18 protein-coding genes are annotated in these 23,755 nt (G+C 72.9%); 5 read left to right on the plus strand and 13 right to left on the minus strand.

Annotation, left to right across the window (positions count from 1 at the left end):
* Positions 1 to 5: 5 nt before the first annotated feature.
* The 12 genes from AAH991_RS32780 to AAH991_RS32835 all read right to left on the minus strand — a co-directional run bounded on the left by AAH991_RS32780 (position 6) and on the right by AAH991_RS32835 (position 15,414).
* Positions 6 to 1,238 carry a cytochrome P450 gene (locus tag AAH991_RS32780; RefSeq protein WP_346229802.1) on the minus strand — a complete coding sequence of 411 codons (1,233 nt, stop codon included), beginning with the start codon at positions 1,236 to 1,238 and terminating at the stop codon, positions 6 to 8.
* Between the two features lie 32 nt (positions 1,239 to 1,270).
* Positions 1,271 to 2,275, minus strand: a complete 1,005-nt coding sequence (locus AAH991_RS32785) for a methyltransferase (protein ID WP_346229803.1) — start codon at positions 2,273 to 2,275, stop codon at positions 1,271 to 1,273.
* A gap of 208 nt (positions 2,276 to 2,483) precedes the next feature.
* Entirely contained in the window at positions 2,484 to 3,341 is an 858-nt protein-coding gene (locus AAH991_RS32790; protein WP_346229804.1) for an alpha/beta fold hydrolase, read from the minus strand.
* Between the two features lie 79 nt (positions 3,342 to 3,420).
* Positions 3,421 to 4,800, minus strand: a complete 1,380-nt coding sequence (locus tag AAH991_RS32795; protein WP_346229805.1) for a condensation domain-containing protein — start codon at positions 4,798 to 4,800, stop codon at positions 3,421 to 3,423.
* Between the two features lie 181 nt (positions 4,801 to 4,981).
* A complete protein-coding gene (gene hppD / locus AAH991_RS32800; protein WP_346229806.1) occupies positions 4,982 to 6,031 on the minus strand; it encodes a 4-hydroxyphenylpyruvate dioxygenase in 1,050 nt (349 codons plus the stop codon).
* A gap of 13 nt (positions 6,032 to 6,044) precedes the next feature.
* Positions 6,045 to 6,260, minus strand: a complete 216-nt coding sequence (locus AAH991_RS32805) for an MbtH family protein (protein WP_346229807.1) — start codon at positions 6,258 to 6,260, stop codon at positions 6,045 to 6,047.
* A 12-nt stretch (positions 6,261 to 6,272) separates the two neighbouring features.
* The gene (locus tag AAH991_RS32810) at positions 6,273 to 8,033 is read right to left on the minus strand and encodes an amino acid adenylation domain-containing protein (protein WP_346229808.1); all 1,761 of its coding nucleotides are present in this window, start codon (positions 8,031 to 8,033) and stop codon (positions 6,273 to 6,275) included.
* Positions 8,034 to 8,112: 79 nt separating this feature from the next.
* Positions 8,113 to 9,435 (minus strand): cation:proton antiporter, encoded by a 1,323-nt coding sequence (locus AAH991_RS32815; protein ID WP_346229809.1) that lies wholly within the window; start codon positions 9,433 to 9,435, stop codon positions 8,113 to 8,115.
* Positions 9,436 to 9,450: 15 nt separating this feature from the next.
* Positions 9,451 to 10,842: an NAD(P)/FAD-dependent oxidoreductase gene (locus AAH991_RS32820; protein WP_346229810.1), complete on the minus strand. Its 1,392-nt coding sequence runs from the start codon at positions 10,840 to 10,842 to the stop codon at positions 9,451 to 9,453.
* A gap of 190 nt (positions 10,843 to 11,032) precedes the next feature.
* Entirely contained in the window at positions 11,033 to 12,646 is a 1,614-nt protein-coding gene (locus AAH991_RS32825; protein ID WP_346229811.1) for an MFS transporter, read from the minus strand.
* A 67-nt stretch (positions 12,647 to 12,713) separates the two neighbouring features.
* A complete protein-coding gene (locus tag AAH991_RS32830) occupies positions 12,714 to 14,132 on the minus strand; it encodes an extracellular solute-binding protein (protein WP_346229812.1) in 1,419 nt (472 codons plus the stop codon).
* Positions 14,133 to 14,259: 127 nt separating this feature from the next.
* Entirely contained in the window at positions 14,260 to 15,414 is a 1,155-nt protein-coding gene (locus tag AAH991_RS32835) for an epoxide hydrolase family protein (protein WP_346229813.1), read from the minus strand.
* Between the two features lie 205 nt (positions 15,415 to 15,619).
* Here AAH991_RS32835 and AAH991_RS32840 point away from each other — a divergent pair, with 205 nt between their 5' ends.
* Together AAH991_RS32840 and AAH991_RS32845 are read left to right on the plus strand one after the other, a co-directional pair.
* Entirely contained in the window at positions 15,620 to 17,167 is a 1,548-nt protein-coding gene (locus tag AAH991_RS32840; protein WP_346229814.1) for a class I SAM-dependent methyltransferase, read from the plus strand.
* Positions 17,164 to 18,543 (plus strand): FAD-binding oxidoreductase, encoded by a 1,380-nt coding sequence (locus AAH991_RS32845; RefSeq protein ID WP_346229815.1) that lies wholly within the window; start codon positions 17,164 to 17,166, stop codon positions 18,541 to 18,543. Before AAH991_RS32840 ends, AAH991_RS32845 begins: the two co-directional genes overlap by 4 nt.
* Before the next feature lie 72 nt (positions 18,544 to 18,615).
* Here AAH991_RS32845 and AAH991_RS32850 read toward each other — a convergent pair whose 3' ends face one another.
* Entirely contained in the window at positions 18,616 to 20,172 is a 1,557-nt protein-coding gene (locus AAH991_RS32850) for a 4-hydroxyphenylacetate 3-hydroxylase family protein (RefSeq protein ID WP_346229816.1), read from the minus strand.
* A 376-nt stretch (positions 20,173 to 20,548) separates the two neighbouring features.
* Between AAH991_RS32850 and AAH991_RS32855 the strand changes: the two genes are divergently transcribed.
* From AAH991_RS32855 to AAH991_RS32865, 3 genes are read left to right on the plus strand one after another with little or no spacing between them, the layout of a single operon-like run.
* The gene (locus tag AAH991_RS32855; protein WP_346229817.1) at positions 20,549 to 21,730 is read left to right on the plus strand and encodes an acyl-CoA dehydrogenase family protein; all 1,182 of its coding nucleotides are present in this window, start codon (positions 20,549 to 20,551) and stop codon (positions 21,728 to 21,730) included.
* A gap of 41 nt (positions 21,731 to 21,771) precedes the next feature.
* The gene (locus AAH991_RS32860; RefSeq protein WP_346229818.1) at positions 21,772 to 22,203 is read left to right on the plus strand and encodes an SgcJ/EcaC family oxidoreductase; all 432 of its coding nucleotides are present in this window, start codon (positions 21,772 to 21,774) and stop codon (positions 22,201 to 22,203) included.
* 32 nt (positions 22,204 to 22,235) lie between these two features.
* Entirely contained in the window at positions 22,236 to 23,609 is a 1,374-nt protein-coding gene (locus AAH991_RS32865; protein WP_346229819.1) for an FAD-dependent oxidoreductase, read from the plus strand.
* Positions 23,610 to 23,755 lie beyond the last annotated feature (146 nt).

The following is a 23,755-nucleotide window of genomic DNA, read 5'->3' on the forward strand; positions in this document are numbered from 1 at the left end:
GCGGCTCATTCGAGCACGATCGGAAAGCGTTCGAGACCGCGCCCCACCCACCGGTCCCGGCGGGTCGGGGGCTCGGCCGCGGCGATGCGCGGAAAGCGGCGCAGCAGGGTGGGCAGCGCGATCTGCGCCTCCATGCGCGACAGCGGCGCACCGAGACAGAAGTGGGCGCCGGCGCCGAAGCTCAGCGGCTGCACGTCGGGCCGGTCCGGGTCGAACCGGCCGGGGTCGGTGTAGCGCCGGGGATCGCGGTTGCCCGCGGCGAGGACGAGCACCAGCTTCGTGCCCGCGGGCACGGTGGTGCCCAGGACGTCCACGTCCGTCTCCGCCCACCTGCTGGTGGCCTGCACCGGCGACTCGAACCGCAGGACCTCCTCGACGTAGCCGGTGACGAAGCCGGGCTCGCCGCGCAGCCGGGCCGCGTGGCGCGGCTGTTCCAGCGCCAGCCGCAGCGCGTGACCGAGCAGGAAGCTCGTCGTCTCGAACCCGGCGGTCAGCAGCAGCATGAGGTTGCCCACCAGCTCGTCGTGGGTGAGCCGGTCGCCGTCGTCGTGCGCCCGCACCAGCGCGCCGACGATGTCGTCGCGGGGCTCCCGGCGGGAGCGTCCGATCAGCTCGTCGAAGTACGCCGACAGCTCGTCCATCGCCGCGTCGGCCACCCCGATCCTGGAGACGTTGGTGATGCCTTCCAGCGCGATGGTGAGGTCCTTGGCCACCCGGCGGAACCACGCCTGGTCGTCCTCGGGGACGCCGAGCAGCTCGCTGATGACGGCGATCGGCAGCCGGGAGGCGAACTCCGCGATGAAGTCGACCGGCGTCCCCCCGGCCGCGAGCCCGGCCATGCGGTCCAGCAGGCGGCCGGTCACCCGCTCGATCGCCGGCCGCAGGGCCGCCACCCGTGCGGGGCTGAAGCCCTTGCTCACCAGCCGGCGCAGCCGCGCGTGATCGGGAGGGTTGGTGTAGAGCATCGAGTCGGTGTACCCGCGCAGCGACGCGTGCGAGCGCCAGCCGGGGTGGACGACGTCGTAGCTTCTGGCGTCCTGGACCCGTAGCCGGGGTGAGCGGAGCGCGTGCGAGATCTCGGCGTACCCGAGAGCCATCATCAGGCCCGGCCTGATGTGCAGCAGGTCGCCGTGCGCGCGCAGTTCCTCGTACACGGGGTAGGGGTTCTGGCGCCCCTCGGGGGTCACCAGGGCGGCGACCAGCTCGCGCGGCCCCGCCAGCTGCTCGATCGGCGGCATCGGCGTCTCCTTCTCCGGGGCGGCGGCGCTCGTCACGCCGCGGCCAGCTCGGTGATCGACAAAACGCCCGCCGGATGCACCGCGACCACCCGCAGCCCCGCCTCCCCCGCCAGGCCGTCGAGCTCGGCGAGCCCGCGCTCCTTGCCTCCGATGAAGGTGAGCATGCGCAGGTCCATCCCCGTGTGCGGGGACCTGCCGTCCGGTCCGGTCTTCTCGATGACGAGGACCCGCCCGTGCGCGCCGGCCGCCTCGGCGCACCGGCGCAGGATCCGGCAGGCCGCGTCGTCGTTCCAGTTGTGCAGGATCCAGGACAGCACGTAGCCGCCCGCCCCGGCGGGCAGCGGCTCGAAGAAGTCGCCCGGCACGGCGTCGCCGCGGTCGTCCAGCCCCGCCTCCTCCAAGGCCTGCCGGGCGGCCCGCGCCGTCATCGGCTGGTCGACCACCGTGCCCCGCAGTTGGGGGTAGGCCCGGAGCAGCGCGATGAGCAGCGAGCCGTCGCCGCCGCCGACGTCCACCAAAGTGCCGAGCGATGCCCAGTCGTACCCTCCGATGACGGCGGGCGACCGCGCGGGGACGAGGGCCGACATCGAGGAGTCGAAGGACGACTTGCGCGCCGGGTCGGCGACCAGGTCCTCCCAGAAGGACCGGCCGAACTGCAGGGGATAGCCCGCCTCGCCCGTCCGCACCGAGTGCAGGAGCTGGACGAACGCCAGCTCCGCCCGGCCCAGGGCGGTCTCGAGGTCCAGTTGGGCCCGCATGCCGTCGGGGTGGTCGTCGCGCAGCGGCTCGCCCAGGGGGGTCAGCCCGTACCGGCCGTCGTCCTCCCGGCTGAAGTAGCCCCGGACGGCCAGATAGCGCAACAGCCTGTCGAGCGCGTCCGCGTCCGCCCCGCACGCCTTCGCCAGTTCGGGTGCGGTCCCGGTGCCGGCCGCGATGTGGTCGGCGACCCGCAGGGTGGCCGCCACCCGCAGCGCCATCGGCGTACCAAGGTGCGCGGCCGCCCACAGCCCGGCGCCCGCCCCCTTCGCGTCCACCATCACAGTCCTCCTTCTGCAGGGCACATGCGGCCGCCGCGCCGGCGGCGGATGTTTTCCCCATCGTCGGACCGCGCCGTTCCGTGGGGCACCTTCCGTATTGCGTTGGTGGTCCCGGACGCCCGTCCCCGCCGCCCCGATCACCTCCGGGAACGCCGAAGGGCACCACGGATCGCGGTGATCCGTGGTGCCCTCGGAGTGTCCCGGCTCGTCAGCCGGCCAGCGCGCTGTGCACGGCCTCGGCGAACTCGCCCGGGTGCATGGCGAAGCCCTGGTGGTCGCCGGGCACCTCGACCGGCGTGGTGCCGAGCCGGTCGGCGAGGGCGACGCCGGACTCGTGCGGCATCTGCCCCTTGGAGTCACGGCCGACCGCCACGACGACCGACGACGGGGCGGCGCGCAGCGCGTCGACGTCGGGGGTGTGGCGGATGACGGGCTGGAGCAGGTGCGCGAAGAAGAACTCGAAGTTGGCCTGCATCCGGCCCATCGACTCGAGCATCTCGGGGGTCATCTGCGACATGTCAGGCATCTGCGGCGGCTCGGGCGCCTTGCCGCTCTCGGCCGCGTCGAGGCCCCCTTCGACGGTCGCGATGAACTTGCCGGCCGCGGCACCGCCGCCCGCGACGCGGTAGGTCTCGTACACGTCCTGGAACGCGGCCTCCCAGCGCTCCCGCTCGGGCAGCAGCTGGAGGGCGGGGGGCTCGTGCGCCACCAGGGTGCGGACGCTCTCGGGGTGACGGGCCGCCAGGTCGAGGCCGATCAGGGCCCCGCCGCTGCAGCCGAGGACGTACGCCGGCTCGCCGCCGACGGCGTCGAGCACCGCCTTGGCGTCATCCCCGTGGGTCTCGATGCGCTGCTCCTCCGCCGGCCCGTCGAGGGGGCTGCGCGAGGTGCCGCGGGTGTCGTAGGTGACGACGGTGTACCGGTCCGCGAGGGCCGCGGCGATGGGAGCGAAGATGCTCGCGTCGGCGGGCGCGCCGGGGATCAGCAGCAGGACCGGTCCCGACCCGGACACCTCGTAGTGCAGGGTCGCTCCCGGCACCTTCAAGGTGTCGGTCTTCACAGTCATCGATTCTCCTCCGTGTTGTTCGTATCGGGCTCAGGGAGATTGGCGAATCCCTGAATTCGTACGTTCTCCGCGCCGATGGTCAGATTTCCGACAGGGGGAGGTCGGGACCGGCGACCGCCCTTTCCAGGACGCGCCGATACTCCGCCACCATATCGAGCATCGAGGCGTCGGCGAAGAGATTGGTGTTGTGTGAGATGTTCCCGAAGATTTCGCCGGACGGATCGAGGTCCAGCGTGATCAGAGCTCCGTCGGGAATGTCGGTTCCGTCCTCCTGCGAGAGCACGCGCTTGCGCACCTGGGTGTATTCCAGGTCGCCGACCCGTTCGCGCTCCATGACGGCCGGGAACTGCCACACCTGGAAGGCGCAGGCGGCGAGACGGTCCTCCGCCATGGGGGCCATCAGCTCCGGCGCCTCCGCGAGGACCTGGGCGAACGGCAGGTCGTGGGTCATCGCCTCGAGGCAGGTCGCCCGCGTCCGGCCGACCACCTCGCGGAACGTCCCGCAACCGTCGATGTCGGTCCTGAGCGGGACGAAGTTGAAGAAGGGGCCGACCGTCTCGTGGAACTCCGGCTGGTTGCGGCCCGAGGCGAGGGTGGGCACGACGAGGTCGGTGGCGCCGGTCATCCTGTGCAGCTGGACGTTGTAGGCGGCGAGCAGCACCATGAAGGGCGAGCAGCGCATCTCGCGGGCGAGCGCCGTCGTGGCCGAGGTCACCTCCGCGGAGATCGTGAACCGGTGGACCGGATTCCTCTTGGCGAGCCCGGCCGACCGGGGGTGGTCGGTCGGGATCGCGAGCATCCGCGCACCCCTCAGCTTGTCCCGCCAGTAGCGCCGCGCGGCGTCGGTCGCGGGGTCGCCGGCCGACTCCTGCTGCCGGGTCGCGTACTCCGCGTACGGCCTCGCCTCGGGCAGCGCGACATCCGGGTGGCCCGAGCGGACGGCGTAGCGGGCCGCCACGTCCCGCATCAGCAGGTGCATGGACCAGCCGTCGGAGGCCGTGTGATGGGCGATCAGCGCGATGACCGCGTCCTCGTCGTCGAACCGGCCCAGGACCGCGCTGAAGTGCGGCAGATCGGCGACGGCGTACGATCCCGCCTCCACCTCGCCGAGGAGTTCCTCCGCGAGGAGGTCACGCTCGCCGGGCTCGCTCGGCGGCAGGTCGCGGACCACCAGCCGGACGGGAGTGGGAGGGGCGACGTGCTGGTGCCCCGGGCCGTCGCCGCGGACGATCGTGGCGCGCAGCACGTCGTGCCGCGCCGCCACGTCGTCGAGGGCCTGCCGGAGGACGTCCACGTCGATGCGCCCTCCGATGCGCCACCCGACCACGAGGTTGTACCGGGGGCCGAACGGCCCGGCGTCGTCGCCCTGGTCGAACAGCCGCAGAAAACTCTGTGTGTGAGAAAGGGGGATATCTCCGGTTAAATCAATCGGCGCAGGCGAAATCTCGGAAATGCTCACAATTCCTCCTCCGGGTCCTGGCACGGGTCCGTTTCGCCGACGCGACGACCGGGCCGGCGCGCCGATGGACGGCGCTCCCGATTTCGCCTGCTCTTCTCCCCTGTCACGAGGTCTTTCCCGCACTTCGGGAGACGTTAGCAACGGCGGGGCCGCGCGGCTTCTTCCACATTGCTCTGGTCGCTCAGGCGGCCTCCTCGGCCTCTCCCGTCTCCCGCTGGAGCTCCACCGCGGTGTAGAGGGCCGCGATGTTGCCGGAGCCGAAGGTCTTCGCCCCGATCCGCTCGATCAGCTCGCTGAAATACGTGCCCCGGGGGTGGGTGGAGCGGGTGAAGATCTGGAAGAGCTGGCCGTCGTGGTCCTCGTCGACCAGGATGTTGAGCCTGCGCAGCTCCTCGACCCGGTGCCGCAGCGGTTCGAGCCGTTCGGGGAGCAGCCGGTAGTACGCGGCGGGAGTGGGCAGGAACTCCACCCCCCGGGACGCGAGAGTGCCGACGGCCGCCACGATGTCGGGCACCGTGAAGGCGATGTGCTGCACCCCGGCGCCGCCGTGGTCGCGCAGGAAGTCGTCGATGTGGCCGGACACGCGCGTCACGTCCGGCTCGATCAGCGTCAGCGTCACCCCGCCGGATCCGCTCTGCACCACCTTGGTGGTCATCGCCTGCGAACCGACGACGACGTGCTCGGTGAACACCAGCTCGAAGCCGAGGACCCGCCGGTAGAACTCCACCGTGTCGTCGATCCGCCCGGGCTCGACGCACACGGCGAAGTGGTCCACCTCCGCAGGCGCCCCGCCCCGGCCCGGCAGCGCCGGCCCGGTGTCCGGCACGCCCTGCACGAACGTGTGCACCACGCCGCCGGAGCCCTCGATCCGCGCGGTCACGGCGTCACCGTCTCCCTCGGGCGGGGTCACCGCACGCGCGCCGCGCCGCGTGGCCTCGGCGAACGCCGCCGCGACGTCCGGCACCCGCAACGCGATGTCCGCCACGCCGTCCCCGTGCCGTTCCACGTACGCGGCGGCGGGGTGCTCCGGCGAGAGCGCCTCGGTCAGCACCAGCCGGATCCGGCCGCCGGTCAGCAGGAGCGACCTGCACCACCCCGGCCGGCCGGGAAGCGTGGTGCGCTCGAAGCCGAACCCGCCGAAGAGCCGGTCCGCCGCGGCGCCGGCGTCGTCCACGTAGAACTCGATGTGCCCGACGCTCATGTCGTCGTAAGCGTGCGTTGATGCGGCCATGCGTGGTGTCTCCTCAGGCTCGGGACGCGGCTGACGCCCGTTCCGTCCGTGGGCGGATGTCGGTCCAGTGCTCGGTCACGTGGCCCAGGCACGCGTCGCGCCCCTGCGGGCCGTACGCGACGGTCCAACCGGCCGGCACCGGCGTCGGGGCCGGCCAGAGGCAGTGCCGGCCCTCGTCGTTGACCAGCACCAGGAACGAGCCGTCCTGGGCGTCGAAGGGGTTGCTCATCGTTCGCCTTTCTCAGTTGCGGGGCTGCGCGCCCTCGGTGAGCGTCTGCGCGAGGGCGGCCACGGTGGGGGCGTCGAACAGCTCGGTCAGCGTCAGCTCCACACCGAGGACGGCGCGGATCCGGTTGACCAGCCGCATCCCGAGCAGCGACTGGCCGCCCAGCTCGAAGAAGCTGTCGTCCACGCCGACCCTCGGCACCCCGAGCACCTCCGCGAAGACCGAGCAGAGGAGCACCTGGGTGGGATCGGCGGGAGCCCGGTACGCCGAGCCGCCGTCGAGGTCGGGCTCGGGCAGCGCGCGGCGGTCCAGCTTGCCGTTGGGAGTGAGCGGCAGCGTGGCCATCGGGACGAACGCCGACGGCACCATGTAGTCGGGCAGCCACTCCTTCGCGTGCGCGCGCAGGGCCGCGACGTCGAGGTCTCCGGACTCCGGCACGGCGTAGGCGATCAGACGCGTGTCCCCCGTGTCCGTCCGCCTGGCCACCACCGCGACGTTGGCCAGGCTCCGGTGACGGGCCAGGACCGCCTCGACCTCGGCGGGCTCGACCCGGAAGCCCATGATCTTGACCTGGTCGCCGGCCCGTCCCACGAACTCCAGCAGGCCGTCGGCGTTACGGCGGACGAGGTCCCCGGTGCGGTACATCCGCCCGCCCGCGGGGCCGAAGGGGTCGGCGACGAATCGCTCGGCCGTCAGGTCGGGGCGGCCGGCGTAGCCCCGTGCCACGCCGCGGCCGGCGATGTACAGCTCCCCCGCCTCGCCGTCGGGAACCGGGGTCAGGTGCTCGTCGAGAACGTGCAGCCGCACGCCGTCCATGGCCCCGCCGACCGGCACGACCGTGCCGTCGTACGGCGCCTCGATCGGTGCGTGGGTGGAGAACAGCGTGACCTCGGTCGCGCCGTACATGGCCCGGACCACGATGCCGGGGCAGGCCTCCAGCACCCGCCGCACCGCGCTGGGCGCGATCACGTCGCCGCCGGTCAGCACCTCGCGGACGCCGGCGAGGCTCTCCGGCGCCTCCTCCGCGACGACGCGGAACAGGCCCGCGGTGAGATGCACGGCGGTGACGCCGTTGTCGGCGATCAGCCGGCCGAGCGCGCGCACGTCGAGGTCGCCCGGGGGCGCCAGGACGATCCGCCCGCCGTGCAGGAGCGGCACCCACAGCTCGTACGTCGAGACGTTGAAGGCGTAGGGCGCCACCATCAGCACCCGCTCGTGCCGCCCGGTCTCCCAGATCGAGTCGAACGCCAGGCCGAGCACGTCCTTGTGCTCGACGGCGACGCCCTTGGGGTGACCGGTCGACCCGGAGGTGTAGATGGTGTAGGCGAGGTCCCCCGGGTGGTCCTGCGCGTCCGGGGCCGGCTCCGGCGGCAGGCCGTGCTCGCCCCGCAGGACGACGACCTCGGCGCCCTCGGGGAGGCCGCGGCGGCGCGTGGTCTCGTCGGTGAGCAGCACCGGCGCCCCCGAGGATTCGAGGATCCACTGCATGCGGTCGAGCGGGTAGGCGGCGTGCAACGGCAGGTAGGACGCGCCCGCCTTGAGGATCCCCAGGATGGCCACCACAAGGTCGGCGGAGCGCTCCATCAGCACCGCCACCGGCGTCTCCCGCCCGGCTCCCGCGTCGAGGAGCAGGCGAGCGAGCCGGCCGGCGCGCTCGTCCAGCTCCCGGTAGGTCAGCCGGCCGTCGGTCCAGGACACCGCCACCGCGTCGGGCGTCCGTCGCGCCTGCTCGGCGAAGCGACCGTGAACAGAACCGTGAACGGAAGAGGTGTCCATCACGTCTCTCCAATCGACTCGATTCCGGGCCAGAGTGACACTCGCCTGGTTTGTGGTGCATCTTCCGAATTGCGGCTAATCACGGGAGCGGCTCCAGAGCCAGCTCCCTCTCCCGCTCCCGCTCCTCGGTGGTCGGGCCCTGCATCCGCCGTACGGCGAAGCGGAGCATCGGCGGTGCCACCAGCGACGTGACGATCGCGACGAGGACGACGATCGTGTACATCTCGCCGGACAGCACGCCGAGCCGGAGACCGGCCATCGCGATGACCACCTCGATGACCCCCCGGGCGTTGAGCCCCGCGCCCAGGGCGATCCCCTCCCAGTGCCCGAGCCTGCCGGCCCTCGCGCCGAGATAGGCGCCCGCGAACTTGCCCGCCACGGCGACGGCGAGGACGGCCAGGGCCGCCGCCACGACCACCGGGCGGGCGAGCGCGGTCAGGTCGACGCGCAGGCCCGCCGTGGCGAAGAACAGCGGGGCGAAGACCGACATGACGACGGTGCGCAGCGACGCGAGCCGCATGCGGAGCTGCCGCCCGGACGCCGCGCCGAGAAGGATCCCGCCGAGGAACCCGCCGAAGACGGCTTCCATGCCGAGTGCCTGGGTGCCGGCCGCGCACAGGAAGACGACCAGGACGGCCACGGCGACGGTGACGCCCGACTCCGGCGACCGGGCCGACAGCCGCAGCAGCGCCGCGACGACGGGCCGTCCCACGAACGCCGCGATCGCGACCACCAGGGCGAGGTACAGCACCGACGACACCACGGAGCCGGCCCGCAGTCCGGTGGTGGCCATCGCGGAGACCACCGACAGCAGCAGCCAGCCCACGACGTCGTCGAGCGCCGACGCGTTGACGATGAGCTGGCCGACCCGCCGATGCAGCAGGCGCAGCTCCAGCAGCACCTTCGCGATGACGGGGATGGCGCTGACGCACATCGCCACGCCGAGGAACCACGCGAAGACCTGCCGGTCCCCGCCCGGCGCGAGCAGCGCCGCGGGCAGCCCGAACCCCAGCAGGACACCGCACGCGAGCGGCACCAGCAGCCCGCCCCCGCTCACGAGGAGCGACGTGGCGCCGGTGCGCCTCATCAGGGCCAGGTCCATGCTCATCCCGGTCACCCCGACCAGGAGGAGCACGCCGATCTGGCCGACGGCGTCGAGCATGTGCGTCTGGGCCGGGTCGTGCGGCAGCAGCCATCCCGACAGGCCGGGGGCGACCTGCCCGAGCAGCGACGGTCCCAGCAGGACACCCGCGCCCAGCTCACCGATGACCGGGGGCAGGCCCACCCGCCGCGCCGCCCGCCCGAGGGCGAGCGCGGTCCCCAGGAGCACGCCTATCTGCAGCAGCAGGAGCAGGAGCTGGTGAGCGCCGATGGGCGCCACGGGCACTGGCGACGCATCCATGGCGGTGCGTCCGTCCTACGCCTCGGCGGCGGCGCCGGCCAGTTGCGGCTCCGGCTGTGGCTGCGGCTGCGGCTCCGTCTCCGTCTCCGGCTGCGTCTGCGTCTGCGGCTGCGTCTGCGTCTGCGTCTGCGGCTGCGTCTCCGGGGCGTCGAAGACGTCCGCCAGACCGGTCAGCCCGGACAGCATCGTCGCGAAGCTCATCGTCCGCGTCCGCCGCCCGTCCGGGTCCACCGCCCGATGGGCCTTGTCCCAGTACTCCTCCTTGGGACGGTTGCGGTTGTAGAAGAAGCGGATGAACTCCAGCAGCGAGCCGAGGAAGTCGCGGTAGTTGCTCTCGTACCGGTCGAGCAGGCGCTTTTCCGAGGCCGGGTCGCGCAGCACGGCGTCGAGGGTCCCCGCCAGACCGTGGGCCCCCCGGATGGCGAGGGTGACGCCCGTGGACAGGAGCGGGTCGACGAAGGCGGCGGCGTCGCCGGTCAGCGCCCACCCGGGCCCGTGGAACCGCCGGCAGGTGTACGACCAGTCGCGGGTGCTGCGGAAGCCGCTCGCACGGACCGCCCCCTCGGTGAGGGCCTTGACCTCCTGCGTGCGCTCCATCTCGGAGAAGTAGAGCTCTTCAAGGCTCTTGCCGGACTTCTTGTACTCCTCCACCGGAGTGACGTAGCCGACGCTGACCGTGCCGTCCGACAACGGGATGAACCAGAACCAGCCGTTCGGCCGGTTCTCGGTGAGGATGTCGCCCGCCCGGTCGCCCTCGTACGTGCGGCAGCCCTGGAAGTACGTCCAGACGGCGATGTTGCGCAGGTCCTCGTGCCACTCGATGAGGTCGAACCGGCGCGCCAGAACGTGCGCCTGGCCGGAGGCGTCGACCAGCATCCGGCAGCCGACCGTGCGCGGCTCGGTCTCGCCCTTCCGGGTGTAGGAGACGCCCACGACCCGGTCGCCGTCGAACACGGGCTCACGGAAGGTGGCCTCCTCCACGACCTGGGCGCCCAGCTCCCGCGCCCGGGTGAGGAGCAGGGCGTCGAAGTCGGCCCGGCGCACCTGGTAGGAGTACTCGTAGCGGGACGCCTCGGAGAAGCGGAACCCCCAGATCGCCTGCCCGTCCTCGCCCTTGCTGCCGAGCGCCCGCCAGCCCTTGGGCACGGTGTCGTTCTTGCCCCACAGGAGCGTGCCGCCGTACTTCTTGGTGAAGCCCAGCGCGTCGAGCCGCTCCCGCAGGCCCAGCTCCTCGATCGCGGGAAGCACGCCGGTGATCAGCGACTCACCGATGTGGTACCGGGGGAACTTCTCCCGCTCCAGAACCAGCACGCGGTGGCCCCGCCGCGCCAGCAGTCCCGCGGTGGTGGCCCCTCCGGGGCCGCCCCCGACAACGACCACGTCGAAATCGTCGGTGGGATCGATCACTGGTTTCCTCCGATCTAGCGAGTGACTGCCGGGCCCGGCCCGGCAGGTACGCTGCAAGGGTCACATTTGCCCTGGTCATCCCGCATCTCCTCGATTGCGGAACGCCCCGCGGACGCGACGACGCCGCTCCCGTCCCGCCGTGCGGCGGGGGGAAGCGGCGTCGAGAGGGGGCGGGGGGTGGTCCGGCCGTTCAGTCGAGCACCTTCTGCAGGGCGGGCTCCCCCGGGCCGCCGGGCGCCTCGGACGACTCCGCGGAGTCCGGCGTCCCGGCCTTGTCCTCCTGGCCCACCGGCGGCACGTGCCTGAGCACCGTCGCGATGAGCACGGCCACGGCGGCCAGCAGGACGGCGCCGATCGCCGCGATCGTGTGCAGGCCGCTGGTGAACGCCTCGCGCGCGGCGGTGAGCAGAGCCGAGCCGAGCTGCCCGGGAAGCGTCGCGGCCGCGGCGGCGGCGCCCGCGATGCTGTCGTCGGCGGCCTTGGCGGCCTGGGCCGGCAGACCGTCGGGCAGTGCGCCGGAGACCTGCGTCCGGTAGACGGCGGTGCCGATGGTGCCGAGCAGCGCCATGCCGAGCGTGCCGCCGAACTCGTTGCTCATCTGCGCCAGCGAGCCCGCGGACCCGGCCTTCTCCGGCGGGGCGGAGCCGACCACCAGGTTGGTGCCCAGCGCCACGAGCGCGGAGCCGCAGAAGGAGACGAGGGCGAAGCCGATGACCAGCGTCGCGGTCCCGGACTCCGCGCTGATCTGCGTGAAGGCCACGAGGACGGCCGCGACGACGGCCATGCCCGCCGAGATGACGTACGCCGGACGGATCTTGGTCGCCAGCTTGGGCATCACCATGAAGCCGGCGGTGGCCCCGGCCATGCCGGGCAGCGTGGCGACGGCCGCCTGCAGCGTCGACATGCCCTGCACGACCTGGAAGTAGAGCATCATGAACAGCATCAGGCCGCCACCGGTCACGCTGTAGCTGAGCTGGCTGCCCAGCGCGGTGCTGAACGCGCGGTTGCGGAACAGGCCGAGGTCGAGCAGCGGGTCGGCCAGCTTGCGCTGACGGCGCCCGAACAGCACGCCGACGACCAGGCCGGCCACGAGCGCCACGGTCGGCACCGTCTGCCACCCGTGCCGGGCCAGCTCCTTGATGCCGTACACGATCGGCAGCATGGTGCCCAGCGACAGCACGACGCTGAGCGGGTCCAGCCGGCCGGAGTTCCCGTCGCGGTATTCGGGCAGCAGGGTGGGGCCCACGATCAGCAGCAGCGCCATCAGCGGCACGGCCAGCAGGAACACCGATCCCCACCAGAAGTGCTCGAGCAGCACGCCGCTGATGATCGGGCCGACGATCGCGCCGAGGGTGAAGGTGCCGCCCCACAGGCCGAAGGCCGCGGCGCGCTGCTTGGCGTCCTGGAACATGTTGGTGATCAGCGCCAGGGTCGAGGGCATCAGGGTGGCGCCCGCGATGCCCAGCAGCGCCCGTGCGGCGATGAGCATGCCGGGGCTCGTCGAGTAGGCGGTGAGCACCGACGCGACGCCGAAGGTGGCGGCGCCGGTCAGCAGCAGCCGGCGCCGGCCGATGCGGTCGCCCAGGGTTCCCATCGTGACCAGGAAGCCGGCGAGCATGAAGCCGTAGACGTCCATGATCCACAGCTGCTGGACGCCGTCGGCGCCGAGGTCCGCGCTGAGCTTCGGCAGCGCCAGCAGCAGCACGAACAGGTCGATGGAGACGATGAAGGTGGGCAGGGTGAGCACCGCCAGCCCGGCCCATTCGCGCCGCCCGGCCTTGGGGGGCGCTTCGGTCACAGTCACGTTGTCCGTCCTTTCCTTCTGCTCGCGGCCGGCGGTCCGACCGTCGTCGCTGGCGGCGGCGCCGCCCTTACCCGCGGCTGAGCTGGACCACGTTCTCCAGGTCCGCGCCGGAGTACGGCTCGGCGTCCCGGAAGTACTCGACCCGCACGCTCTCGGGGCGGCGCGGACCGGTCCCCCGCGCGTCGGCGCGGTAGGCGTCCAGGAGCTCCTGCGCCTCGGCCGTGGCCTGCGTGAACCTCGCGACCGGGTCCGCGTCGTGGAGCAGCACGTCGGCCATGGCCCGGGTCATGACGTCCTGGACCCCCGCGAAGTCCCCGAACAACGGCCCCCAGACGGGAGGCGCCCCCGCCGCCCCGGCGGGCGCCGCCCCGGGCGGGTAGGACCTGAGCTGGTCGCCGGCCACCCGGTGGTAGGGATGCCTGTCGTACCAGCCCTCCTGCTCCAGCAGCGCCGTGGACGCGCCGGTGACGGGGATGAAGCTGTTGATCTTGTGCTGGTCGGCGGCGTTGCGCGCGTTGTGCATGTACTGCAGGAACGCCAGCGCGCCGTCCCGGGTCCTCTCGTCGAGGCCGTCGGCCAGCCACAGCGAGGTGCCGGCGATCGCGTTGGCGGCGTAGGGGACCTCGTCGTTGACCGGGAACCGGCCCACCTCGATCTCGAAGCCGGCGTTCTCCGCCGCCTGGACCATGTAGTTGAGGTCGTTGGAGGACGTGATGCGGAAGGCGACCTCCTGGGTGGCGAACGCCTTGAGGTTGCCCTCCCAGTCCGGGATCTTCCCGGTGTAGAGGTAGTGGCCCTTGCGGTGCAGCCGCCGCCACCACTCGACCCAGGCCAGCATCTCGGGGGTGGCCAGGTCGACCGTCGTGGCGGGCGCCGACCGCCCGTTGTCGTTGTCCACCAGCCGGCCGCCCTGCACCGCGAGGGCCTGCTGGAAGAACAGGCCGTGGTTGGCCCACGTGATGGTGTGCGACGGCCCGCCGGGCAGTGCCGCGACCGCGTCGCACGCGGCCTCCACCTCCGCCCAGGTGGCCGGGAGTCTGGTGACGCCGGCCCGGTCGAGCAGGGTGCGGTTCGCGTACAGGAGCATCGTGGTCGCGACCGAGGGCATCGAGGTCAGGTCGCCCTGGTAGGTGTAGTAGCCGCGCACGGCCGGGATGAGGTCGTCGATCACGACCGGCTCCCCCAGGATCTCCGTGCGCCCGCCGATGGCCTTCTCCACCGAGGTGAACACGGGCCTGCCGTCGGGGCCCACCAGGTCCCTGATGGCCCGGCTGACGTAGAAGTAGCACTCGGCGACGGCGGGCGGCCGGCCGTGCGCGGCGGCCCGGGCGATCTCCAGCGGGAGCTCGCGGAAGTCGTGTCCCTTGATCTCCACCGCGTACTCGGGGTGCGCCTCGCCGAACTCGCGCGCCATCCGCCTCATCCGGTCCATGTAGCCGGGAAAGGTGAGGTCGGCGACCCAGACGTCGATGACCGTTCTGCTCATCGCTTGCTCTCTTCCTGCTCGTGGGAATGACAGGCCCGAGGAGCCCGAGCAGCCGCGGGGCGACTCGAGCACCACGATGGCCCTCCGGGCGGCGCCGCGCTTCCTCTCGATTGCTCTGTCCGGCCCGTCATCGCAGCGTCCGGCAGAAGACCCTGATGTCCTCCACCAGAAGGTCCGGCTGCTCCAGTGCGGCGAAGTGGCCGCCGCGGTCGAACTCGGTCCAGTGGCTGATGCTCGGGTAGTCCCGCTCCGCGAAGGACCGGATCGGGACGAAGAGGTCGTGGGGGAAGACCGCCACGCCGACCGGCGCGTTCACCGGCGGCGGCGGCGTCCCCGCGACGGCCTGCCGTACCCCCTCGGCGCCCTCGTAGTAGAACTGGGCGGAGGAGCCCGCGGTCGCGGTGAGCCAGTAGATCGAGACGATCGTGAGGAGCGCGTCCCTGTCGATCGCGTCCTCGGGCGACTTGACCGAGTCGGTCCACTCCCAGAACTTCTCCGTGATCCAGGCGAGCTGCCCGGCCGGGGAGTCGGTCAGCGCGTAGGCGAGCGTCTGCGGCCGGGTCGCCATGATCTTCATGTAGCCGGACTGGTCCTGGTCGAAGCGGGCCAGCCGGCCGAGGCGCTCCCGGTCGCCCTCGTCGAGCGCGGCGATCTCGGCGGGGTCCCCCGAGGGGAACGTCATGAGCATGTTGACGTGCACCCCCGCCACGCTCCCCGGGTCGATCGCGCCCAGGACGAGCGAGATCGGCGAACCGGCGTCGCCGCCCTGCGCGACGTACCGGTCGTACCCGAGTCGCCGCATCAGCTCGGCCCACGCGTTCGCGATGCGCGGCACGTCCCATCCGGTCTGGGTCAGCGGCCGGGAGAAGCCGTAGCCGGGGATCGACGGGATGACGACGTGAAAGGCGTCGGCCGGGTCCCCGCCGTGGGCGCGGGGATCGGTCAGCGGCCCGATGACGTCGAGGAACTCGGCGACCGAGCCGGGCCAGCCGTGCGTGATCAGCAGCGGGAGCGCGTCCGGCTCCGGCGACCTGACGTGCAGGAAGTGCACGGTCGCGCCGTCGATCTCGGTGACGAACTGCGGATACCGGTTCAGCCGGGCCTCCGCGGCCCGCCAGTCGAATTCCGTTCTCCAGTACTCGGCGAGTTCCTTCAGGTGGGCCAGCGGCACACCCCGCTCCCAGCCGACGCCGGGCAGCTCGTCCGGCCAGCGGGTGTCGGCGAGCCGGCGCCGCAGATCGTCGAGGTCGGCTTGCGGGATGTCGATGCGGAAGGGGCGCATAGGTGCTCCGATCACTGCGGGCGGGTCGGAAGCGCACGCCGGAAAGGCGCCGTTTCGCGGAGATGCACTGGCATGGTGCGCCGGGCCCGACCCGCCGGGCATCTCCTGAATTGCCCCAGGCGGGAGCGCAAAGGGGAAGATGCCCGCCCGAGACCGCGACGGTGACGATGGCGTTCCGGCGCCTTTTCCCCGAAGGGACGCGCACATGACTGTTTCCACCATCCAGCCGCCGGTCACCGAGCTGATCGGCGCGTTCGCCGCCGCACCGCCCGACCGCATCGGCCAGGAGTACCTGCGGCTGGCCGAGGCCGTGTGGAATGGCGGCACGCCGCCCCGGGACGTGGCCCTCGCGGCCGTTCCCGCTCTGGTGGCCCTGCTGGACGAGCCCGGCGACCGCCGCAAGGCGTACGTGGCCGTCCTGCTCGGGCTGCTGGCCGAGAGCGAGTACCCCGAGTACGGCGAACTGCAGGCGGCGGTCGGGCAGGGCCTGGACCGCTGTCTCGATCTGCTGCGGAGAACCCCGGCGGACCGGCCGCTCTCCTACGCCCTGCGCTATCTCGTGGCCCATTTCCCCGCCGACCGGGACAGGGTGCTCGCGGCGGCCGAGGGCCTGGACATCGGCTCCGACGATCTGGCGCGGCTCGACCGGGCGCTGCAGCGCCTGGACCCGGACGCGCCGGTGCTCGGCCGCGTCTTCCCCTCCCCCTCGGTGTGGACCCTCGACGAGGCCGAGCGCGAGTTCGACCAGGCGTGGATCGCCGCGCTCACCCCCGAGCAGGTGCGCCACAACTGGGACTGCGACACCCGGACGGTGCTGGGGCACGCGGGCGCCAAGGCGTACTGGGCGGCGGGCAACGGCGCCCCGGAGCGCACCGACCCCGGTCCCGCCCCGTCCCGTGACGCGGTCCGCGCCCCCGCCGTCGACCTCGGCGCGGAGGTCTTCCGGCCGCACGCCGCCGCGTTCCGCTGCCCGCGCTGCGGCGGCGGCCTGGAGTTCGAGACCGGCGCGGCGCGATGCGGCGGCTGCGGGACCGTCCACCCGCTGGCCGGCGGCGTCCTCGACCTGACCGCCCCCGAGGAGGGCAAGGACACCGAGGACTTCCTGCGCAGGCTCTCGGAGATCCCGACCATGGGACTGTTCTACGAGGCCCTCGCCCGGCCCGCCTTCCTGCGGATCTCCGGCTCGAACTGGGGCGGCGAGGTGTCGCGGGCCGCCGAGGACGCGTACATCGCCTCGCACGTGCGCCCGGTGGAGGGACCGGTGCTCGACCTCGGGGCCGGGGCCGGGAGCTGGACCGCGGTGCTGGCCGAGGCCGTCGGCCCGGAGCGCGTCATCGCGCTCGACGTGAACCCCGCGATGCTGGCCCTGCTGCACAGCCGGCTGCCGAAGGTGGCCTCGGTGCTCGCCGGCGCGGACGACCTGCCGTTCGACGACGCGTCGCTCGGCGCCGTGATGTGCTGGAACGCCCTCCAGGCGTTCCCCGACGACGCGCCCGCCGCGATCGCCGAGGTGGGCCGGTGCCTGCGCCCGGGCGGCACCTTCACGATCATGACGTTCCGGATGTCGGAGGACCCCGTCGCCCGCTACTTCCAGCGGTGCCACCACCTGCCGCAGCACACCGAGGGGCTGCGCCTGTTCGACGTCGCCGAGCTCCGGCGGTGGCTGAGCGCGGCGGGCCTGGTGGTGCGCGAGGAGTGGTCCCCGGGCACCTTCGTCTTCCTCACCGCCGAGAAGGCCGGAGGACCGGCGTGACCACGGTGAACGTGCGCGACCCCGGTCTCGCCCTGCCCGGGTCGCCCGCCTACGACGCCGCGACGGCCGTCTTCAACCTGGCCGCCCCGGCCGAGCCGGCCGCCGCGCTGACCGCGCGGACGGTCGACGAGGTACGCGGCGCGATCGGCCACGCGGCCGCGACCGGGCGGCGGGTACGGGTGCACGCCACCGGGCACGCGTCCGCCGCCGTCCGCCCGATGCGCGGGTCGGTGCTGATCAGGACGCGCCTGGACGGCGGCGTGGAGGTCGACGTACGGCGGCGGGTGGCCCGGGTCCCCGCGGGGACTCTGTGGGGCGAGGTGGTCGAGGCCGCGGCCCGGCACGGACTGGCGGCGCCGCACGGCTCGTCGGCGACCGTGGGGGTGGTCGGCTACCTGCTCAGGGGAGGCCTCAGCTTCTACGGCCGCGCCGTCGGGCTGGCGGTCAACCGCGTCCGCGCGATCGAACTCGTCACGGCGGACGGCGAGCACCGCCGGACCGACGCCACGCTCGACCCCGAGCTGTTCTGGGCGCTGCGGGGCGGCGGCGGCGGTTTCGGCGTCGTCACCGCGGTCGAGGTCGAGCTCTTCCCCGCCGACCTGGTGATCACGGGTGCGGCGTTCTGGCCCGCCGCCCACGCCCGGCGCGTCCTCGACCTGTGGCGGCGGTGGACGCTCGACGCGCCGCCGGAGGCGACGACGTCGCTGCGGGTGATGAACCTGCCGCCGCTGCCCGGGGTCCCGCCCGCCCTGGCCGCCGGCCCGGTGGTCTGCGTGGACGGCGCGATCCTCGCCGCGCGGGGCCCGGCGGCCGCGCGGAGCGTGGCCGAGGACCTGCTCGGGCCCCTGCGGTCGGTGGCCGAGCCGGTGCTCGACACCTGGCAGGAGGCCACTCCCGCCGCGGTGCCCGGGGTCCACATGGACCCGGCCGACCCGGTCCCGGTCGTCGGCGACCACATGCTGCTGGACGAGCTCGGCGACGACGGCGCCGAGGCGTTCCTCGGCGCCGTCGGGCCGGGCAGCGGCTCCCCCCTGGTCGTCGCGGGGCTGCGGCAGCTCGGCGGCGCGTTCGCGGTCCCCGATCCGGCCGGCGGCGCGCTGAACCACCTGCCCGCCCGCTACTCCTACGCGGGCTCGGGCCCGCCGCTCGGGCCGGTGACGCCGCAGGCGCTGAGGGACCACTGCGCGAAGGTGCGCGCCGCGCTGTCCCCGTGGGACACCGGCACGACCGTCCCGTCGTTCGTGGAGAGCTTCGACCAGCCCCAGGGCCACCTCGGCCACGACGAGGTGCGGCGGGCCGACCTGGTGCGCCTGCGGGTCGACCCGGACGGCCTGTTCCGCGACGACATCGCGCCGGGCGCCACCACCCTGCGCTGAGACCCGGGCGCACGCGGCCCGCGACGAAGGCGGCCGGACCTCGGTCCGGCCGCCTTCCGTTCGCGCCTTTTCTCAGCCGTTGAGCAGGCCGTTCCTGGGGAAGCGCAGCTCCTCGAAGCCGCTGAGGTCGGGGGTGGTCCAGCCGTCCAGGTCGTACTCGGACAGGCACTCGTCGACGAACGCCTTGTAGCCGTCCACCTGACCGTTGGCGAGCTGGCCGAGCAGCAGCTCCACCCGCGTGTTCTCGTGGTTGCCCGCGTAGTTGCGCTCGTACAGCTCGTGCCGGCCGCCGAACTCGGTGCCGACCGCGTCCCACAACAGCTTCATGACCTTGGCCCGCTCGACCGCGTCGGCGCCGTTGGAGCCGCGCAGATACCTGTCGAGGTACGGCCGGACGTCGGGGTTCTTGAAGTCGTCCGCGCTCGAGTTGATGTAGATGAGCCCGCTGGCGACGTCCTGCTGCACGATCTCCTTCACCCGCGGGTACCCGACCTGCATGAACCAGCGGTAGGCCAGGCCGTACTGGGGGTTGGGCAGCAGCGCGCCGTTCTTCCACGGCACGGGGTTGCGCGCGGCGGCGTCCGACAGGGCCCAGAACAGGTTGCGCCAGGCGAGGACCTCCCCCAGCCTGCTCTGCACCCCCCGGAAGTCGGCCGTTCCGGTGATCTCCAGGGCCTTGGCGAGCAGGCCCGCGATGAACTCCAGCTTGACGGCCAGGCGGGTGCAGCCGTGGAAGGTGAACCGCTCGATGAACCCGGAGTGCCCGCTGAACATCTGGACCTTGGCCAGGTCCCCGTAGATGAACACGTTCTCCCAGGGGATGAGCACCTTGTCCAGCACGAGGATCGTGTCGTTCTCGTCGAGCCGGGACGACAGCGGATAGTCGAACGGGCTGCCCATCACGGCGGCGGTGGCCGAGTAGGACGGCCGGCAGATGAGCTTCATGCCGGGGGCGCCCATGGGCACGGTGGCGACCAGGGCGAACTTGCGGTCCTTGATGGGCAGGCCGTAGTGGGCGATGAAGTTGTAGTGGGTCAGGGCCGAGGCGGTCGCGACGACCTTGGCGCCGCTGACCACGACGCCCGCGTCGGTCTCCCGCTCCACGTGGACGAAGACGTCCGCGACCTCGTCGACCGAGCGGCTGCGGTCCACCGGGGGATGCACGATCGCGTGGTTCCAGTAGAGGACCTTCTCCTGGGACTCCCGGTACCAGCGCCTGGCGTTGTCGGCGAACGGCTCGTAGAAGTCCGCGTTGGCGCCGAGCGTGCCGAGGAAGGACGCCTTGTAGTCCGGGCTGCGCCCCATCCAGCCGTAGCTCAGCCGGGCCCAGGTCGCGATCGCCCGCTGGTCGGCGACGAGGTCGTCCACGCTGCGCGGGGTGGTGAAGAACCGGTGGGTGTAGCCGTCGCCGCCGGCGTCGCAGGGGGCGGTCAGCGCCTCGCGGCGGTCCGGGTCGTGCAGGGCGTCGTACAGTCGCGCCGTCATCCGTACCGGGTTGCGGAAGGCGGGGTGCGTGGTGACGTCCTTGACGCGGTCGCCGTAGAGGTAGATCTCGCGGTCGTCGCGCAGGCTTTCCACGTACTCGTCGCCGGTCAGCGGCCGGGAACCGGCGGGCTGGCTGTCGGTCATCGGGCTTCTCCCTCTTCTCGCAACTCGACTCCTGGGTGGGTCCTGCTTGAGGTGGCGGCGCCGCGTCGCGGGGACGCGGGGAAGGAGCCGGGAGCGCCCGCGCGTCAGCGGAACGGGAACCGGAAGCCGGAGCGCTCGGTGGACGGCGCCTCCCCCGGCCGGGGGCGGGCGTTGCGCATTCCGCTGTGCGACCGATGCTGTCACCGCCCGGCGCGCGGGGCTTCTTCCAGGCTGCGGTCCTGCCGCTCATCACCCCGCTGACGAGGCACGACGACGCCCGGTGGGCAATCGAGAAGGTGCACGACGCAACCGCGGGTGCGACCTTCGGGATGGGGTGGCACGGCATGCGCCGCCCGAGATTCCACGGGAGGAAGAGTTGCTGACGACCGAGGTTCCGACGCGGGAACAGCTTGTTCGCCGCGCCAGCGACATCGCTCCGGTTCTGCGCGGCCACGCGGCCTGGGCGGAGGAGCACCGCCGCATCCACGACGAGTCGATCGAGGCGCTCGCCGACGCCGGCGTGTTCAAGCTGCGGGTGCCGGCCCGGTACGGCGGTTACGAGGCCGACACGCGCACCCTGGCCGACGTGGCCGCCGAGCTCGGCAGGGCCGACGGCTCGACGTCCTGGGTGGCCTCCGTCTACTGGATCCCCACCTGGATGACCTGCCTGTTCCCCGACGAGGTGCAAGACGAGGTCTTCTCCACCCCCGACGTCCGGGTGTGCGGCACGCTGAGCCCGACGGGCACGGCCGTCCCCACCGACGGCGGCGTCGTGCTCAACGGCAGGTGGGGGTTCATCAGCGGCGCCCTGCACAGCCACTGGCAGGAGATCGTCGCCATCCACATCCCGCAGGACGGCGAGCCGTACCCGGTCATGACGCTGGTCCCGATGTCGGACCTGCAGGTGGTGGACGACTGGCACACCTCCGGGCTCCGGGGGACGGGCAGCGTCACCACGGTGGCCGAGAACGTGTTCGTCCCCTCGTCGCGGGTGCTGCCCCTGCCGGCGATCCTGGAGGGCCAGGGCGCCTCGGTGAGCAACGCCGGCAGGCCCGCCTACCGCGCGCCGCTGCTGCCGGTCGCCTCCGCGTCCTCGGTCGGCACGGTCCTCGGCCTGGCGAGGGCGGCGCAGGACGCGTTCTTCCAGCGGCTGCCGCAGCGGAAGATCACCTACACCGGGTACGCGAGCCAGGCCGAGGCGCCGCTGACCCACCTGCAGACGGCCGACGCGGCCATGAAGATCGACGAGGCCTTCTTCCACGCCCACCGGCTGACCGGCCTGGTCGACGGCAAGGGCGCGGACGGGACGCCGTGGTCGCTGGAGGAGCGGGTCAGGGCCCGCGCCGACATGGGCGCCGTGTGCCGGCTCGGCAAGGAGGCCGTCGACATCCTGGCCCTCGCCAGCGGCGGCTCGTCCGTCTACACCGACCAGCCGATCCAGCGGATCGCCCGTGACGTCCAGGCGATCAACCTGCACGCCCTGATGCACCCCGACACCAACGCCGAGCTGTACGGGCGGATCCTGTGCGGCCTCGGGCCGGACACCCTCTACGTCTGACCGGCCGGCCCCCCGTTCCCCCTCCGACGAAGGATCGTGACATGACCATCACCGAAACCTCCCCGACCACCGCCGGCCCCACCGCCGAGGACAGGGCCGCGGTCGCCGCCGTTCCCCAGCGCATCGTGGCGGCGTGGGCCGCCCACGACGGCGACGCCTTCGCCGGCGTCTTCGCCGAGGACGGCACGATGATCCTCCCCGGCGTCTACCGCAAGGGCCGCGCCGAGATCGCCGCCTTCATGAGCGCCGCCTTCAGCGGCCCCTACAAGGGCACCCAGGTGACCGGCACGCCTCTCGACGTCGTCTTCCACGGCCCCGACACCGCCGTACTGATCACCACGGGCGGCGTGCTCGGCCCCGGGGAGACCGAGGTCGCCGACGAGCGGGCCATCCGGGCCTCGTGGATCGTCGTCAGGCGGGACGGGCAGTGGAGCCTCGCCGCCTACCAGAACAGCCCCCGCGACGCGGCCTGACCGGCGCGGTGGAGAGCGAGGAGGTGACCGCCATGGGCGGCAATGTCGGTGACCGCGCGGTGGTGCTCGGCGGGAGCATGGCGGGCCTGCTGGCCGCGCGCGTGCTCTCGGAGTCGTACGGCGAGGTTCTGGTGGTGGACCGGGACGAGCTGGGCGAATCGACCGCCGCCCGGCGCGGCGTCCCGCAGGGACGTCACGTGCACGGGCTGCTCGCCCGGGGCCAGCAGATCCTGGAGGAGCTGTTCCCCGGGTTCACCGGGGACGCGGTCGCGGCCGGCATCCCCACGGGCGACCTCGGCGAGCTCCGGTGGTACTTCAACGGAGTACGGCTGGAGCCCGCCCCGACCGGGCTCGTGTGCGTGTCGGCGGCCCGGCCCGTGCTGGAGAGCCGCGTGCGGGCCCGGGTGGCCGCCCTGCCGGGCGTGCGGTTCGTGGATCGGTGCGACATCACCGGGCTGACCACGACTCCCGACCGCCGGCGGGTCACCGGGGTCCGGGTGCACCACCACGGCGGCTCCCCGGAGACGCTGGAGGCCGACCTCGTCGTCGACGCGACCGGCCGCGGTTCCCGCACGCCGGTGTGGCTGGAGGAGTTCGGTTACCGCCGCCCGGAGGAGGAGCGGATCAGGATCGACCTCACCTACACGACCCGGCACTACCGCCTGCCGGACGAGGGCGTGCTGAACGGCGACCTGTCCATCAACCCCGTCTCCTCCCCCTCGCACCCCCGCGGCGCGTTCTTCTCCCGCATCGAGGACGGCCGGTGCGTGCTGTCGCTCACCGGCGTCCTCGGCGACGCGGCGCCGGCCGAGCCCGAGGGTTTCCTCGACTTCGTCCGGTCGCTCCCGGTTCCGGACGTCTACGAGGTCATCAAGGACGCCGAGCCGCTCGACGACCCGGTCTCCTTCCGCTACCCCGCCAGCGTGCGGCGCCACTACGAGAGGCTGCCGGACTTCCCCGACCGGCTGCTCGTGCTCGGCGACGCGGCGTGCAGCTTCAACCCGGTGTACGGCCAGGGCATGACCGTCGCCGCCCTCGAGGCGCTGACGCTGCGCTCCCACCTGGCCGAGGGGGCGCCGCCCCGCCCGCAGCGCTTCCTCAAGGACATCGCCGCCGTCATCGACGTGCCGTGGAACATCTCGGCCGGCGGGGACCTCGCGTTCCCCCAGATCGAGGCCCCCCGGCCGCTGATGGTGCGGATGATGAACGCGTACATGGCCCGGCTGCAGGCGGCGGCGACCCGCGACGGCGCGGTCACCCGGACCTTCATGCGGGTGGCCGGGCTGGTGGACCCGCCGCAGGCGCTGATGGCCCCCGGCATGATGCTGCGGGTGCTGAAGTCGGGCGGCAGTCCCGCGGCTCCGGCGGCGTCCCGGCCTGCGGTGCCCGCCGCGGCGCGGCGCTGACCGGATCCCGGCGCCGAAGAGCCGCTCCCGCCGACGGCGGGAGCGGCTCTTGTGTTCGCCCCATCAGGCTCGTGTGGTGGCCGATCAGGCTCTTGCGCCGCCCGATCGGGCTCTTGCGCCGCCCGATCGGGCTCTTGCGCCGCCCG

Source organism: Microbispora sp. ZYX-F-249, from assembly GCF_039649665.1.
GTDB lineage: Bacteria > Actinomycetota > Actinomycetes > Streptosporangiales > Streptosporangiaceae > Microbispora > Microbispora maris.